The organism is Foetidibacter luteolus (assembly GCF_009650435.1).
Taxonomy (GTDB): domain Bacteria; phylum Bacteroidota; class Bacteroidia; order Chitinophagales; family Chitinophagaceae; genus Foetidibacter; species Foetidibacter luteolus.
This window is the reverse complement of sequence record NZ_VVIP01000020.1, coordinates 1-16,873: the sequence shown is the minus strand read 5'-3', so window position 1 is coordinate 16,873 and position 16,873 is coordinate 1. Positions and strand designations below refer to the sequence as shown.

General features: G+C 45.8%; 14 protein-coding genes. 13 read left to right on the top strand and 1 reads right to left on the bottom strand.

All coding sequences use genetic code 11. From position 1 onward, the window contains the following. The first annotated feature begins 55 nt into the window (after window positions 1-55). From F0364_RS05850 to F0364_RS05825, 7 genes are all read left to right on the top strand, one after another. Window positions 56-355 carry a winged helix-turn-helix domain-containing protein gene (locus F0364_RS05850; protein ID WP_153796831.1) on the top strand — a complete coding sequence of 100 codons (300 nt, stop codon included), beginning with the start codon at window positions 56-58 and terminating at the stop codon, window positions 353-355. Between the two features lie 52 nt (window positions 356-407). Next, entirely contained in the window at window positions 408-593 is a 186-nt protein-coding gene (locus F0364_RS05845) for a hypothetical protein (RefSeq protein WP_153796830.1), read from the top strand. Between the two features lie 10 nt (window positions 594-603). Beyond that, window positions 604-813, top strand: coding sequence for a hypothetical protein (locus tag F0364_RS28855; RefSeq protein WP_207632538.1), 210 nt, complete (start codon window positions 604-606; stop codon window positions 811-813). Further along, window positions 810-2,642 (top strand): cell envelope integrity protein CreD, encoded by a 1,833-nt coding sequence (gene creD / locus F0364_RS05840; RefSeq protein ID WP_207632537.1) that lies wholly within the window; start codon window positions 810-812, stop codon window positions 2,640-2,642. Before F0364_RS28855 ends, creD begins: the two co-directional genes overlap by 4 nt. Window positions 2,643-3,051: 409 nt before the next feature. After that, window positions 3,052-3,819 carry a ferritin-like domain-containing protein gene (locus F0364_RS05835; protein ID WP_207632536.1) on the top strand — a complete coding sequence of 256 codons (768 nt, stop codon included), beginning with the start codon at window positions 3,052-3,054 and terminating at the stop codon, window positions 3,817-3,819. Window positions 3,820-3,827: 8 nt separating this feature from the next. Further along, window positions 3,828-4,181 carry a diacylglycerol kinase family protein gene (locus F0364_RS05830; protein ID WP_153796828.1) on the top strand — a complete coding sequence of 118 codons (354 nt, stop codon included), beginning with the start codon at window positions 3,828-3,830 and terminating at the stop codon, window positions 4,179-4,181. Window positions 4,182-4,185: 4 nt separating this feature from the next. Beyond that, on the top strand, window positions 4,186-4,905 hold the full coding sequence (locus F0364_RS05825) for a DUF1361 domain-containing protein (RefSeq protein WP_153796827.1): 720 nt from the start codon (window positions 4,186-4,188) through the stop codon (window positions 4,903-4,905). Here F0364_RS05825 and F0364_RS05820 read toward each other — a convergent pair. Beyond that, window positions 4,902-5,918, bottom strand: coding sequence for an alpha/beta hydrolase (locus tag F0364_RS05820; protein WP_153796826.1), 1,017 nt, complete (start codon window positions 5,916-5,918; stop codon window positions 4,902-4,904). The two genes, F0364_RS05825 and F0364_RS05820, sit on opposite strands and share 4 nt — an antisense overlap. A 94-nt stretch (window positions 5,919-6,012) precedes the next feature. Between F0364_RS05820 and F0364_RS05815 the strand changes: the two genes are divergently transcribed. The 6 genes from F0364_RS05815 to F0364_RS05790 all read left to right on the top strand — a co-directional run bounded on the left by F0364_RS05815 (window position 6,013) and on the right by F0364_RS05790 (window position 16,113). Further along, window positions 6,013-6,234, top strand: a complete 222-nt coding sequence (locus tag F0364_RS05815) for a DUF2905 domain-containing protein (RefSeq protein WP_153796825.1) — start codon at window positions 6,013-6,015, stop codon at window positions 6,232-6,234. A gap of 106 nt (window positions 6,235-6,340) precedes the next feature. Then, the gene (locus F0364_RS05810; RefSeq protein WP_153796824.1) at window positions 6,341-7,465 is read left to right on the top strand and encodes an acyltransferase family protein; all 1,125 of its coding nucleotides are present in this window, start codon (window positions 6,341-6,343) and stop codon (window positions 7,463-7,465) included. A gap of 376 nt (window positions 7,466-7,841) precedes the next feature. Further along, complete coding sequence (locus F0364_RS05805; RefSeq protein WP_153796823.1) at window positions 7,842-9,191, top strand: MFS transporter; 1,350 nt, start codon at window positions 7,842-7,844, stop codon at window positions 9,189-9,191. Between the two features lie 332 nt (window positions 9,192-9,523). Further along, window positions 9,524-11,467, top strand: a complete 1,944-nt coding sequence (locus F0364_RS05800) for an alpha-amylase family glycosyl hydrolase (RefSeq protein ID WP_153796822.1) — start codon at window positions 9,524-9,526, stop codon at window positions 11,465-11,467. A gap of 750 nt (window positions 11,468-12,217) precedes the next feature. After that, window positions 12,218-13,513, top strand: a complete 1,296-nt coding sequence (locus F0364_RS05795) for an APC family permease (RefSeq protein WP_207632535.1) — start codon at window positions 12,218-12,220, stop codon at window positions 13,511-13,513. Window positions 13,514-14,094: 581 nt separating this feature from the next. Then, window positions 14,095-16,113, top strand: coding sequence for a tetratricopeptide repeat-containing sensor histidine kinase (locus F0364_RS05790; protein ID WP_153796821.1), 2,019 nt, complete (start codon window positions 14,095-14,097; stop codon window positions 16,111-16,113). Window positions 16,114-16,873 lie beyond the last annotated feature (760 nt).

Genomic DNA, 16,873 nt, shown 5'->3' with positions numbered 1-16,873 from the left:
TGTGCAGAATGGAAACTGTTAACCAAATTAAATTTCCCCACAGGGGATAAGGGGTATGAAGAATCCGATAGAAAATTTAAATAAAGTGTTCGACAGCCGCATACGGCTGGGTATTATGAGCGCCGTAATGGTTAACACCGAAGTAAACTTTAACGACCTTAAAGAACTGATACAGGTTACCGATGGCAACCTGGCAAGTCACCTGAAAACATTGGAAGAAAGTGGATACATCAAAGTTCAAAAAGGCTTTATTGGTCGTAAAACAAACACAACTTATTCTGTTACCAAAGCAGGCGAAAAAGCTTTTAAGCAACACCTTGACGCTTTGGAGCAAATGATAAAGTCTTTGGGGTAAAATTTTTTTTGCACTTGTACTTTGAATTTCAAAGTACTTTTAAATAAACAAAATGAAACTTATAATTATTTACATTGTATTCATGGGCCTGGCGCTCATGTACGCATGGGCCTGCAGGATCAGGAAGCAAAAACGGGTACGTACAAGGCTTATCATCCATACCATTCAACCGCAGCTAAACGGTACAGTTACAGCAAAACAAAAAAGCCTGCTCAGGTTTACACTCCAAAAGAATTAAACGCACAGCTATGAAAAAATTCATCCTTTCCACGCATTTGATAGCAGCCCTGCTGGTAACAGTGGTAATAATATTTGTATGCCTGGCCATACCTCAACAGTACACACCGCAGGATAACCTACTGATTAGAATGGCGGGGCTAAGCTGGGTAATATGCATGAGCGTTTTGTTTATTCATTGTGGATGGATGATGCACACCGAAAAAAACCTAACCAAATGAGCAAAGAATATACTGATTACAGCATCTCTGCAAGATTGTGGTTTCACACTGTGCTCACTTTTACCGCGGGTGTATCCATCTGTTTCTTAATTGGTGAACCTCGAGGCGTAATTCCAGCATTATTTGTTTCCTTTTTTGCCTCTTTGGTGGGGAGCCTGCCTGTATTGATTGTATACTTTTTCACAGTATTCAGAATAGAGGCGATGGAAAAGCGGTTTACGACAAAAGTCTATTACCTGGTTGGCATTAATTTTCTCCTAAGCCTGTGCTATGGCGTTATCGCTGGCATTGTTTTCTCCCCCTTCTACTGGAAAAATGCAGATCAAATTCTTGAAGTAGCCCTTGCTATCACCACCGCTCTTTTTACCTGTAGCGGCATAGCCATACTACTCAACCTTAAACCCTTAAAAAACTATTTCGGTTATTACGACCATCCGGCAGAAACCGGACCGCAACCAGGAAACTTTTCAAATCAAACATACACATATATGGAAACCAGTTACGCCCCAAAACCATCACAGCCCGGTAACAACAACAAAGTGCTTATTAAGGCCTGCATTACAGGCGCCCTTATTTTGGTAATGCTCATCCCCACGGTTTTTGTTCAAAGCCTGGTGCAGGAACGGGAGCAGCGCCAGAAAGAAATAGTGGAAGAAGTAAGCAGCAAATGGGCATCAGCCCAAACTATTTCCGGCCCGTACATTGTAGTGCCGCATGTAAAAACAGATGAAAAAGGTTTACCCCTTGCCGCTCAAACCAACATCACGCTGCTTCCTGAAGAGCTTAGCGTGAATGGCCAAATAATACCAGAACAAAGGCCACGCTCCATCTACAAAGTGTTGCTATACCACAGCGATTTAAACCTGCAGGGCAACTTTAAAGTAAGCCTGCCTAAAGACATTAACCCGGCCAATCTTAAGCTGGATGAAGCCAGGCTTTGTATTGGCATCAAAGATTTTAAAGGCATTGAAGAAAAAGTGGCAATCACCTTCAATGGAGCCCGTTATACTCTGTCACCCGGCCTGCCCACCAATCCAATAGATACTGATGGACTTTCCGTACCCATACCTTTAACTTCCGAAAACCTGTTACTGCCATTAAGCTTTGCAGGCAACATCAAAATACGTGGCAGCGAGCAACTGCACTTTATGCCGCTCAGCGCCAACAGCACATTCAGCATGCAATCAGAATGGCCAAGCCCATCATTCAACGGCTACGGCTTGCCCACGGACTATACCATTAACAGCAAAGGCTTTAACGCTGTGTGGAAGTTTAACCAGGCTAATCTGCCGTTCTCAACCGTTATAACAGGCAGCCTTAAAAAAGACAATAACCTCTCCTTTGGTGTAAGCATGGTACAACCTGCAGACCAATATGCACAAACCATGCGCAGTGCCAAATATGCAGTACTCATCATCGGTTTAAGTTTCGCGTTGTTCTTTATTACTGAGCTTATGCAAAACAAACCGGTACACCCGGTGCAGTACATACTGGTAGGTTTTGCACTGGTTATCTTCTATACGCTGCTCTTATCCATCAGCGAGCTTATACGTTTTGTATATGCTTACGGCATAGCGGCAACAGCTACCATAGCGCTTATTACCATGTATGTTAAAAGCCATTTTAAAAACTGGAAGCCTGCGCTGGCCTTTACTTCTGTGCTTACACTGTTATACGCGTTCATATTTGTGCTCATCAGTTTAGAAGATACATCCCTGCTTATTGGCAGCATAGGATTGTTCATCATACTTGCACTAATCATGTACGCCAGCAGAAAAATAAACTGGTACAACCCAGCCCTTAAAACAGTACCGAACGATGCTGCATAAAACAAAAAGCACTTTACATGCAGTTACAAATTCAACGCACCCTTGAAAAACCAAAGGCTACCGGTTACCTCCGTAACCGGTGCCTTTACCCAAAAAACAGTTCTTACATATACAGGGCGCCTGCCCAAGCTATCGCAAGGGCACCGGGCTTTCCGCTATTACTCCGGCACAGAAGCCAACACACAAATCCTCACCGGGGTAACCGCTGCAATCCCTGGCGCGGTGGTGACACAGCGTATTTGTTTGCCAAAAGGCTCAAGTTGAAAGTCCATCAATAAGGGGCTGAAAAGCCGCCCATTGAACCGAACGATGAAGTGATTGCGACGCAACGATGCCGCCATGAAAAACCAGTGCTGGTATCCTGAAGCTACCAGGGCCGGGTACACAATAAACACTTAAAAAACGCACGATGAAAACTTCTGAACAATGGTTCTCTTACTTCAGCAATAACCTGCAAATAAGCAGGATTAACTGGAACCAGCAACCGGGTGCAACAAAAGCAGAAATAGATCCGATACTGCCGTCGCTACAGGCCTGGCAACTGGGCGAAACATCCGACGGTAGCAACCTTATTAAGGCAGCCAAACGCTATGCTGCACAAACAGGAGACTTGTTTTATGTTAAAGCCGTTGAACTGTTTATTAAAGAGGAACAGAAACATGGCGCTAACCTGGGCAGGTACCTTGATATGATTGAAAAACCCAGGCTTACTTATAACTGGGGAGATGCGTTATTTAGAAAAATACGGCACCTTAATACAAGCATGGAATGGTGGACAATCACTGTAATAACCGTTGAATGTGCGGCACAAATATTTTACCAGTCACTTAAAGACGCAACGGGTTGTAACCTGTTGAAAGAAATATGCACAGACATACTTATTGATGAAGCGCCGCACATACAATTTCAGCAGGAAAGGTTGCGTACCATTTTTATGAGGAAAAGCGGCATATCCAAATTATTTTGCTTTTACTGGTACAAATATTTTTACCTGCTTACCGCCCAGGTAATATGGATGGCGCACAAAAATTTATTTAAAGCCGGCAACAATCATTATGCAGCCTACAACAAAAAAATGAAACTGAAATTCAGTAAAACTATAGGCAGGCTTAAAACTACCATTCATGCAAACGGGCAGTATCAGAATAAACCCTCACCCTCATTAAATGGCAACTAACATCGTCAATGAAACGGCAATCCATTATATCATCTTTTAAAAACGCATTTAACGGCCTGTGGTATTTCTTCCTGCACGAAAGGAATGGGAAAGTGCAGTTATCGGCCGCTGTTCTGGCAACCGTATTGGGCTATAGTTTGGGGGTATCGGTTACAGAATGGCTGATGCTGCTGTTGTGCATGGCTGTTGTGCTGGCATTGGAAATGGTGAACAGCGCCATAGAAAGAATATGTGACCTGGTGCAGGAAGATTACCACCCTGTTATTAAAGCAGTAAAGGATATGGCCGCAGGGGCAGTGTTGTTTACCGCGGCCATAAGCGTTGTTGCCGGCGTTGTTATTTTTTTACCTAAGCTGTTATAACTGTATGAACAACAAAATTAACCTGGCAGACCTTGCCACCACCTATATTAAACCTGCAAGAGATATGAAGAAGATGAAAAAGTTAACCAATGTTGAAAAGACGTTACTGCTTTCCATAGGCTTTACACTGGTACTGTTGGCAGCAAGGCTTGCTTATACACGCAGCATGGCCTATATGTTTTATCCATGGAACTTCTTCCTGGCCATAGTGCCGTTGCTTTTTAGCAGGCGCCTGCAGGCTTACACAAGCATGGGGCTAAAGCCGTTACTGTTAATGGGGGGCTGGCTCTTGTTCTTTCCCAATGCGCCCTATATTGTTACCGATGTTTTTCACTTTGAGCAAAGGGCACCAATACCCTACTGGTACGACCTGTTGCTGGTAATATCCGGCGCCTGGAATGGTTTGATACTTGGCTTTGTATCCTGGATGCAGGTAGAAAGCTACCTGGCCCGCCAACTTAAACCGGTATGGCTAAAAATTACCAGCTCGCTGTTTATCATACTCGCTGGCTACGGCGTTTATGTTGGCCGTTATCTTAGGTATAATAGCTGGAATATTGTTACAAAACCCACAGTACTGCTTAAATCATCGGCAAAGCATGTATTAATACCACAGCAATATTTGCAGGTATGGGCCTTTACTTTCGCCTTTAGCGCCATGCTATTTGTAGTGTATTATACCATACGCATATTGCAGAAACAATCCTTTGATGTAAGGTATTAAATGTGCGGCACACGTTGCAGCCCCAGCTTTTTCTCCATAAAATCCTCAATGGCTTTTTGCACGGTTAGCAGGTCATGGCTTTTTATGTAGCTGCCCAATACATGGTTATCCGCGTTGGGTATGGCCTGTTTTATTTTTTGGTTTTTAGGTGTGCCCAGTTCATTAAACATCTGCAGCATGGCTGGCACACTTACAACACTGTCCTGGTGTACTTCATCCCGGTAGTAGTACAGCATTAGTGTAGGCTGGGTAATTTTTTTAAAGGTTTCAGGCGTCATGGTGGTTTCCAGGTATTCCTGCAATTCTACCGCCGCTTCCAGCGGGTAACGCCAATGCCAGTATTGTTTGTAAATGGGCCGGTCATCTTTGGCTGTACTGTAATCATCCCCGGTAACCAGCCGGGCAATCTGTAAACCCCAGGGGTTGTTCAGCAGCCAGGCCTTATCGTTGTTAATGGCAATGTTAGGGCTTAGTAAAACCAACGCGGCAATATCGTTTGGGTAAGCGGCGGCCAGTTGTAAGGCGTTAGACCCGCCGGTGGATGTTCCCATCAGTATTATTTTTTTGCCTAACTGCCTGCCTATGGCCAATGCCTGTTTGGCACTGGCCCAATACTTTTCAGGAGTAAGGTTTTTCATCGGGTCAATGGTATCTATGCCATGTTCAGCCAGCCGGGAAAGGTACAGGTTGCACCCAAACTCCCGGGCTATATTGGCGTGTACAGGCCGCCCTTCCTCCTGCGAGGCGGAAAAGCCATGCAGGTACACAATAGCGTAATCCGTAACATTTTTCAGGGAGTCATTGTACCAAACAATGCGGGCCTCATTGTTGGGCTTTAGTTTGTGCACGGCTTCGCCGGCTGCTATATATTCTTCCAGCAGTGTTGCCTGTTGCGGTACTTTAGGCATATCCGTAGCATACACAGGGGTGGCAGGGTGTGGGCCAAGCAGGTACACTAAAACAAGTACAGCTATCAGCAGCAACAGAATTTTAAACCATCTTTTTCTTAACATATGCAATAGGTTAATAATTTTACGGGCAGCATGGCAACACGCATGCTTACAGCTAATCTACAAACATTAAACATCACACCGTTATTATAAAAACATGAACCCTGAAACAGGTAAATACATCATCATTGCCGGGGCGCTGTTGCTGCTGGCCGGCATTGTTATTTACTTCTTTCACGACAAGCTGCACTGGATTGGCCGGCTGCCGGGCGATATCCGCATAGAAAAAGAAAATTTCCGCTTTTATTTTCCCATTACTACCATGATACTGCTAAGCATTATCATCACTATCTTATTGCGCATCTTTAGAAAAATATAGCGCTGCAACTGTAGCGTTTTATAAAATTCTTTGCCGGGCATGCAATTTTTTTGAAGGCTGTTTTTCATAATTAATTACATTGGGCAATAAATTAACCTAACCTCACATGAGCGTCACCAATCAACGTTTCCCGGCTCTGGATGTGTTCCGTGGAATGACTATTTGCCTGATGATTATCGTTAATACCCCCGGCAATGGAGATACCACTTTTGCACCACTGCTGCATGCATCGTGGAATGGTTTTACCCCCACTGACCTTGTGTTTCCTTCCTTCATGTTCGCCGTGGGAAATGCCATGAGTTTTGTGATGCGCAAATGGGAATTCATGAGCACCTCCCGTGTGGTAGGTAAAATCCTTAAACGCACCATCCTTATCTTTTTACTGGGTTACTTAATGTACTGGTTCCCTTTTTTCCAGTATAACCAACAGCATGAGCTTGTATTAAAACCCATTGCAGAAACCCGCATTTTTGGCGTACTGCAAAGAATTGCGCTGGCTTATGGCATCAGCAGCCTTATGCTATACTTTTTCAAAACCCGCGCTACGGTAATCATTACCATTATCATACTGTTATTATACAAACCCATACTAATGTTTTTTGGCGACAGCCCCGACCCCTTGAGCCTGGCCGGCAATGCGGTTTTAAAGCTTGACCGCTGGCTTATTGGAGACAAACACCTGTACATGGGCGAAGGCGTACCTTTTGACCCCGAAGGCCTGCTTAGCACCTTCCCATCCATCGGCAACATTGTCGGCGGTTTCGTGGCAGGCGCCTACATACAGGAGCGCGGCAAAACCTTTGAAGGCCTTGCCAAACTGCTGCTGGTAGGTTTTCTGATTTTTGTTATTGCTTACTGGTGGAATTTTGGTTTCCCCATTAATAAAAAACTCTGGACCAGCACCTTTGTCCTTCACACCGTAGGCCTCGATTGTATGCTGCTGGCCGTTGTTATCTACTATGTTGATTTCCTGGGCCGCACCAAGGGCACATACTTCTTCCAGGTGTTTGGCAAAAACCCGCTGTTCATTTACCTGTTAAGCGAGGTTGGCGTCATCATCATGTGGCTGGTAAGCGTTGGCGGCACATCGTTGTACCAGTGGCTGTATCAAAACGTTTTCAGTCACGCAGGCGCTTATACCGGCTCCTTGCTGTTCGCCATATCCTGGATGCTCTTTTGCTGGATGGTGGGTTATATTATGGACAGGAAAAAATGGTACGTACGGGTTTAAACATGTCTATATAAGATTTTTTTCAGGGGGTGTCCCTCGTACCTCGGGCCGGGCTTTCCGCTCCTACTCCGGCACAAAGCCCCGCTGCGATGGCCTCACCGGGGTATCCGCTGCAATCCCTCACCCGAAGGTGCAACACGCCGCTGCTTTCGCGGGCAGGTTTTATAAAAGGAAATGAGAACGCAACAGGCTTTTCCTTTTCCTGAAAACCAGTAGGGTCGGCGCACAATAGCCACATTTTTACCCTTGACTGCCGCCATTTACTTTTTAGACGTTTATACTTACAGCATCTTTTTTTAAACAGCAGGCAATGTTTATTGTTATGATGTTTGGTTATATTTAATGCCTGTAACCATCATTACGCTAAAGATTGCTTATGTCTCTAAAACCAAAACTGAGTTTCTGGCAGATCATTAATATGAATGTCGGTTTCTTCGGTATCCAGTACAGCTTCGGGCTGCAGCAAACGGCGGTTAACCCACTCTACACTTTCCTGCATGCCAAACCAGAAGAATTGCCTATTTTAAATCTTGCCGGGCCTATGACAGGCTTATTAATCCAGCCCCTGATAGGCGCATTAAGCGATAAGACCTGGCACCCAAAATGGGGGCGGCGCAAACCTTACTTTCTTATAGGGGCCATTTTTTGCAGCCTTTGCCTTTTCGCTTTCCCCTTTAGCAGTGCCTTGTGGATGGCGGTTGGCCTGTTGTGGATTTTAGATGCCGCCAATAACACCGCCATGGAACCTTACCGTGCTTTTATTGCAGATAAGCTACCCACCGAGCAGCGGCCGCTGGGTTTTCTTACCCAAAGCTTTTTTACAGGGCTGGGCATAACGCTGGCCAATGTTTCTTTGTTTTTGTTTGAGAAGGTTATAAAAGGAGAATCCACCACCGCTGACGGGCAAAGCGGCATACCTTATTGGGTGTATGGCTCCTTCTTTGTTGGCGCCTTCTGCTCCATTACATCCGTCCTGTGGTCGGTAACAAAAACGCCTGAAATACCGCCCACCCAGCAGGAGTTGGCTGCATTAAGGGCACACAAAGGCGGTTTATTCGCCCCTTTCATAGAAATAGCTTCCGCTATAAAAGATATGCCTAAAACCTTATGGCAACTGGGGCTGGTGTACCTGTTCCAGTGGTATGCCATGTTCTGTTACTGGCAATATATTTCTCACAGCATTGCTAAATCAGTATGGAATATTAGTTCTGAAACCAATAAAACACTGTATGAACAGGCAGTGGGATGGACAGGCCTGGTAAATGGCTTTTATAACGTTGTTACCTTTCTCTCCGCTTTCAGCCTGGTGTGGCTGGCCAAAAAATTCAGCGCCAAAAGGGTGCATGTAGTATGCCTCGCACTGGCCTCATTATCGCTCTTTATCCTGCCGCACATTCAAAACAAATACCTGCTGTTTGCACCTATGATTGGTTTTGGTATTGCCTGGGCCAGCATGATGGGCGTGCCCTACATAATGGTGGTGGGCAGCATACCTAAAGAGCGTTATGGCGTTTATATGGGCATTATTAATATGATGATTGTGGTACCCATGATATTGCAAACGCTAAGTTTTGGCTACATATACAAACATTTTTTGGGTAACGACCCTTCGCTTGCCATAACATTCGCCGCAGTTTTGCTGTTAGTTGCGTCGGCGGCAACCACACTCATCAAAACGGTAAAAGCCGAAGAAGGGGTGCAGGTGCCCGTGGGGGTGGGTCATTAGGCGACCTTATGCCGGATGACCCGTGGAAACAACATAGATAACGAATTAGCCATGGTGGGCAAAGCCCCATTGATAACCGGACGATGAATCCCGAAATTTCGGGACGACGCAACGAAGCTTCATGGAAGTTTCTGCCCCCTGCCACCAAAAAAATCTCACTTACCGTGAGCAACATTAGTGCAGTGTTTTTTATGAGCCAACCGTTGGGAACTACCGTCAAACCCGGTTGTGCAATTCTGCGTGTAGAAGCAGCGGAATTGGAAACTCCGGCATAATGCCGTCAACATTACAAACCATACCCTATGTAGTATATAAAACTTATTAACGAATTTATGTACAACTACCACCTGCATCAACAAATAAGCGCTTTATTGCAAAAGCATACTACCGCTGCGCAAGACAAGCTTTTTTACGCCCGTTTTATGGCCAACAGCGCCGCTATTAACACACTGTACCATGAGCTGTACGACCAACATGCAGCCTGCGAGGAAGCTTTTGAAAAGCTGCTAACCGTAATAATAACCGCTCATGAACAACGCAGCGCAGCCCTGCAACAAAAAGACCTGCTTAAACAGCAGCAACAGCAGGCCTGGTTTTTATCCAACCACATTACCGGCATGAGCCTTTATGTTGACCGCTTTTGCGGCAACCTGCAACAGCTTGCGGAAAAACTGGGCTATTTTGAAAAACTGGGCGTGAATTTTTTACACCTGATGCCTGTGTTTGAAAGTCCTGCCAATGAGAGTGATGGCGGTTACGCGGTAAGCAATTTCAGGAAAGTGGATGAGCGTTTTGGTACAATCGCAGATATGCGTGAGTTACAGCAGAAAATGCTGGAGAAAAACATGTACCTGATGATTGATATCGTGCTTAACCACACTTCCCACAAACATGAATGGGCAGAGAAAGCCCGCCAGGGCGACGCTTATTACCAGGACTTTTTTTACTTTTTTAACGACCGTACCCTGCCCGATGAGTACGAAAAAACAATGCCCGAAATATTTCCTGAAGCGGCGCCGGGCAGCTTTACCTATGTGCCGGAATGCGGCAAATGGGTAATGACGGTTTTTCACAACTACCAGTGGGATTTAAATTACCGCAACCCCAACGTACTGGTAGCCATGCTGGAAAACATTTTGTTTTATGCCAACCTGGGTGTAGATATACTGCGCATTGATGCGCCGGCTTTTATATGGAAAGAGCTGGGTACCACCTGTCAAAACCTGGAGGAAGCGCATAGCATTTTGCGCCTTGTTAAGCAGTGTGTGCAGGTGGCGGCGCCCGGCATGGCCCTGCTGGGCGAAGCAATTGTAGCCCCCAGGGAAATAATGAAATATTTTGGCTCAGGAGAATATACTGCCCAGGAATGCGACTTTGCCTACAACGCCACCCAAATGGCGCTGCAATGGGATGCGCTGGCAACCGGCAATACCGCCGTTATGCTTAAAGCACAGCACGATATATGGAACAAACCTTACGGCACATCATGGATTACCTATACCCGCTGCCACGATGATATTGGCCTGGGCTTTACAGATGAAACCATAAGGCAGGCCGGCTTTGAACCATTTGCCCACCGTAACTTTTTAAAAAACTATTATGCCGGCACTTATCCCGGCTCGCCAGCCAGCGGGGCACTATTTTCTTCTAACCCCAAAACGGGCGATGCAAGGATAAGCGGGTCGCTGGCCTCTCTTTGCGGGCTGGAGAAAGCCTTAGCCGATAATAACAGCGGGGCCATAGATACCGCGGTTAACAAAATACTCATGATGCAGGCTTTAAGCATGTTTATAGGCGGCGTACCTATGCTGTTTTACGGTGATGAAGCAGCTTACACCAACGATTACAGTTATGAAACCGACCCCGGCAAAAGCTATGATAACCGCTGGATGCACCGGCCCGTAATCAACAGCAGAAAAAGCAAACTGGCCGAAACCCCCGGCACGGCAGAGAACCGTGTTTTTACCGGCACACAAAAACTCATCAGCATACGCAGCAACCTTAACGTAGTTGCAGATAAAAGCAATATTACCTGGCTATCGCCGCACAATATTCATGTTGCCGGCTACCTGCGGGATGATGTGGAGCAACGCCTGTTTTGTGTGTTTAATTTCAGCAACAGCCAGGCACTGCTTACCTGGTTTGCCTTTAAAGAAAAAACCAACGCCCCCACCCTGCTGTACGACCACTGGACAGAACAAAACTTCAGTGTTGGCGCTGACCATGAATACCTGGTAATAGCCCCTTATGGCTTTCATTTGCTGGAAGTAAAATAGGATCGCAACAGGGTGCATATCAACTTTGCTTCCTTAGTGCTGCCAGCCAATGTAATTAAGTTAAGCCCCATCGGGGCTTTATGTTTGTAGAAACAAAATCATTTACATGAACGGATGCCACGTAGTGGCTACCCAATCGACGCTTAAGGGTAGCCGCTATGCGGCATGATTCCCTTGTTTTATGCTATTTCTACAAACAGGTAGCACCTACAGCGCAAAGAACAAAGTCTTTCTTCTTAACTTAATGACATTGTGCTGCCAGCCTGGGCTTGTTGAATGCCGGGGATATAAGATAACGGTATATAACACAATTTAGACAGAGTTTATCCTGCTTATGCGCAGGGCAGTTACATTCTAACTAACATTTATACAAGCAGCCCGATAAAGCAGCAGCGTGATTCACTTTCGGGTGAGGGATTGCAGCGGTTACCCCGGTGAGGTTATCGCAGCAGAGCTTTTGTGCCGGAGTAAAAGCGAAAAGCCCGGCCCGAGGTACGAGGGACACCCCCTAAAAATCTTCTAAAGCGGAATGCAATAGCCCCTGACCTATTGCTGAGCTGAACCTGACATTAATTTTCTTAAGGAAACGGTATCAGGGTGCCTGTCACTATCCTTCGCTCATCTACTAAACTGTTTAATATTTGCTGGTACGGCCATGCTGTAATATTTTTATGAGGCGCCCGGTTTTATGGATAGCGGGCGCCACTAACCGCCAACCAACACATTTTCTGTAACCTTAACATTTATTGTTTGAAAAAGAAGATTGGTATTTATACCGCATCAGCAATTGTGGTGGCGAACATGATAGGCACAGGTGTTTTTACCAGCCTGGGCTTTCAGCTTTCATCTGTACAAAGCACCTGGAGTATCTTAATCTTGTGGATGGCCGGCGGCATACTGTCACTGTTTGGGGCCTATGCCTATGCCGAACTGGGTACGCATTTTAAAGAGTCCGGCGGAGATTATATTTACCTGTCCCGGTTGTTTCACCCGGTACTGGGTTATCTTTCTGCCTGGGCGGGGCTTACTGTAGGTTTTTCAGCGCCGGTAGCACTGGCAGCCATGGCCTTTACCAAGTACCTTTCGCCATTTGGGCTGCAGGGTAACTTATGGCTTGCCATAGGTATCATCATCGCGATAGGGTTAATGCACAGTTTTACCATACGGCACAGCAGCCGTTTTCAAAACATTACCACGCTTATTAAAGTGCTGTTTATTGTAACACTTATTGTACTGGCTTTCTCGCTTTCTTATAGCGGCGCCAATGCCGTAAACTTTAACGCCGGCTGGCAGCAGGAGTTGCTGCAGCCCGGCTTTGCCGTATCTATGGTATTTGTAAGCTTTGCCTATATTGGATGGAATGCCGCGGCCTATGTGGCCGGCGAAATTGACAACCCACGAAAAAACCTGCCGGCGGCACTGGTGGGGAGTACCTTATTTGTGATTGTGGTGTATGTGCTGTTCCAGGTGGCGCTGCTGCGCAATGCTTCTGCCGCAGAAATGCAGGGCAAAGAAGAAGTTACTTTTATTGCCTACACTAACTTGCTGGGCAGCACTGGTGGCAAGTGGGTAAGCGTATTTATAGCCATTCAACTGGTGGCCACCATCAGTTCTTATTTATGGGTAGGCCCAAGGGTAACCTGGGCTATGGCGGTTGAACATAAGCTATGGCGGCCGCTGGCACAGAAAAACAAACATGGCATACCGGTAAAAGCGGTTTGGGCGCATGTGCTTATCAGCATTGTGCTTACGCTTACCGGCTCTTTTGAAAAAGTATTGCTTTATGCGGGTTTTGTGCTGCAGCTAATGGCCTCGTTAACGGTAGCCACCAGCCTTGCCATAAAAGGTAAAAAGCCCGGCCGTTTTACCAGCCCTTTGAAGCCGGTTCTTCAAATTATTTTTCTTGCCTTTAATGCCTATGTGCTGGTGTTTACTTTTAAAGACAAACCTGTGGAAAGCAGTATTGGCATTGGCATACTGGGCCTCGGTTTGCTTATTTACCTGTTTGATAAACCAACAGGCGTTACAGCTAATATGGTGGAATAACGGAAATTTCACATCACCAGGACTTCCACCTGGGCTTCCCGGTTGTTCGCCTTTTTCTTTCATTATTCAAAGCGTTTACCATTGCAGGTTTTTTACTGTTTGCTATCCAACACTAATGCTTTAAAAATACCAAGCCGTTTTATTTTCTGCAAACTAACAAAACACTCATCAGCCGGGTATGGCATAGCAAATTCCTTCCCTGCAGGAAAAGCCGCATAGCGAATCTAACCGCCGAAGAGTGCGACGCAACGATGCTCAATATCGGTTCCTGCTGCCAAGGCCATAAAACTTGTATTCAAACGCCGGAGGCGTCTTGCAATTCCTGCAGGTAAACTACCTGAGGGAAAGGCAAGCGGGCTATCACCTTACAAACCGTAAGCTACATGAGGGTATTGTTCAATAGACAGGTATTCACAAAAGCCGGATGCAATTTCGCCCCCGTTTTCTTTACTTTTTAAAGTTATCACGTTTAACAGATCCCCAAGAAGCCGCCTGAAATCGAGCCCTTATATTTTTTAGGTTTGCGTAAACGGGCAGGTATGCTATAAAAAAATTAGCTTCGTGCATGTAACCCGGCTGCAATGCTGTTTAGAAGTTATATTACCCCTCTGTTGGTCTGCTGCATTTTTATCTTAACAGGCTGCTACAGCCCCGAAGATAAAGAGGGCCATCCTGAGTATTTTCAAGTGTACTACGATAAGTACGACTCATCTAAAAATGAGGATAAAGAAGCGGCCCTGGAACTGCTGAATAACGCTTTTCGCTCATTCCCCAACCCGGGCCTTATAGACTGGTTTGAAAAATTTGACCGCGACAGGGATGTGGCCTATTATGTAAAAACCAACTACATTAAAGCCATGTCTGTTTCAGACAGCATGCTGCTTTTAACAGAGGATAAAAAAGAGAGGGAGGCTTACGCATCCTACCATGTAAGGGCATTGTTTTACAAAGGCGATTGCTACTACAAGCTGAAAAGGTACAACGAAGCTTTCTACTATTATTCCCGCGCCAAACAAATGGCAATGCAGTTTATGAAAGACAAATGTAGCCTGGTAGAATACGACAGCTACAATGGGTATCTTTTTTTTACCCAGGCCAGGTATGATTTGGCGGCCAGCTATTTTTACAATGATTGTATACAGCAAATGCAATGCCCGCAGGATAACTATAACCGCTTTGTTATTATACAACGCAACCTGGATAATATTGGCATCTGCTATTACCGCCTGGGCCGGTTTGACAGTGCCGACCACTACTACAACAAAGCGCTTGATTATATTTCCCAAAACGAAAGCAGGTTTCCCCAGCAACATTATTTTGCAAGGCTGGCCAAAGCTGTTGTATATGGCAACAAAGCGCAGATGCTGGAAGACATGCGCAAATACAGCGAAGCTGAATCCATGTACATTAAGAGCGCCGAAGTAACAGGGTTAACAGATAAAGCCTATACCAGCAGCACACAGGTATCGCTGGCTGGCCTGTATATTAAAATGAACAAACTTAACCAGGCTGACAGCCTGCTGACCATAGTTAAAGCGCTGCTGGATACATTGCCCAATGAAAACGCTATGCTGCGCTGGTACCGCCTTAAAACAGAGCTACTGGTTAAAACACAACAACGCGATATTGCTTTTGATGTTTTGCAGGCCTACAATAAACTTAAAGATTCTGTTGACATACGCGACAGGAAATTTGCTGCCATGGACATTAACCGGGAGTTTGAAAGCATGGAACAAAAGGCGCTTAACGCGGCCCTGCAAAAGGACAACCAGGTAAAAAATATGTACCTGGTTATCGCAGTTACCGTGCTTATGATGGTGGTAGCCATTGTGTTGCTGGTTTGGTATAACCTCAGGCGGTCATCAAGGCATGTAAAAGAATTGAACCGGAAAAATGAAGACCTGCAGAACGCGTTTAACTCGCTGGAACAAAGCCACCGGGAGAACAGCCATATACTGCGCATTATGGCGCACGATTTAAAGAACCCCATCAGTGCCATGCGCAACCTGGTATATTCCCTGTTACGCAAAGAGCAGCCAGCCCAGCAGCGGGAAATACTGGAGCTGGTACAGGATACCTGCGGCACATCCCTTAACCTGATAAACGATTTGCTTAACGACAGGCGGCAGCTTTCCTCCACCAGGAAAGAACTGGTGGATATGGCCCGGCTTTTAGAAAGTTGCGTAGAACTGCAGCAGGCCAAAGCCGATGAAAAAAACCAGCAGCTTTACCTGGTGGCAGAGCCTGCAGAAATAATGCTTAACACACAAAAAATATGGCGGGTTATAAGTAACATTATCAGCAACGCTATAAAGTTTAGCCCACCTGGCACCGAAATCAAAATCAGCCTGCAAAAAAGAACTTCATCCGTATTATTGTGTGTACAAGACCAGGGCATTGGCATTCCTGACGAGTTTAAAGACAAAATATTCTCAGCCCCGGAAAAAGTAATGCGGCTGGGTACATTCGGTGAAAAGTCCTACGGGCTCGGGCTTTCTATTTCAAAAAAAATTGTGGAAGAGCACAGGGGTAAAATATGGTTCGACAGTGTAGACGGTAAGGGCTCCTCTTTTTATGTAGAACTCCCGTCTTTAAACTAAACAGTTTTTTGTGTGGCTGTTATGCTTTAATCAATTACAGCAATCAGCCTCCGGCTGTTTTGAAGATTTTTTATGGGCCCGGCAGCAGGAACTACCATGGAGCGTTCCTTGCGTCGCACTCTTGTACTGTGGATTCTCTATGCGGCTTTTCCCGCAGTATAGCAGGGCCTGGTAACCAACAACAACATCCTGTTACACATCATCCTGCTTAACATATCGCACCTACGGCGCTACGGGGAAACCTTGTTTCGTTGGCTACTAACATGCCGCCTCTACGAGGCTTTGGTGTTCAATGTTCTCTTGTTCAACGTTCAATGTTAGCCTGAAAGGCTTTACTTAGCCCCGGTTGCAAACCGGGGTTGCCTGCGGCGTAACAATCCAACCCTGTAGGGGTTGAACGTTTGTGTATATTCAACCCCTGCAGGGTTGTTAGTCGGTTATTTTCCTTAACCACGGGTTGCACCCGTGGCTATTGTTATTAATGCCCTTCGGGCAAACGGCAACCGTTAATACCACATCACTTCTTAAGGACAACATATCAACATCAACACAATGAAAGCCTGAAAGGCTTTACTTATAATAGCCCCGGTTGCAAACCGGGGTTACCTGCGGCGTAACAATCCAACCCTGCAGGGGTTGAACACTTGTTTATATTCAACCCTCCGCGGGGGTTGCTGAATGGTTATTTTCTTTGACAACGGGTTGCACCCGTGGCTATTGTTATTAATGCCCTTCGGGCAAACGGCAACCGTTAATACCA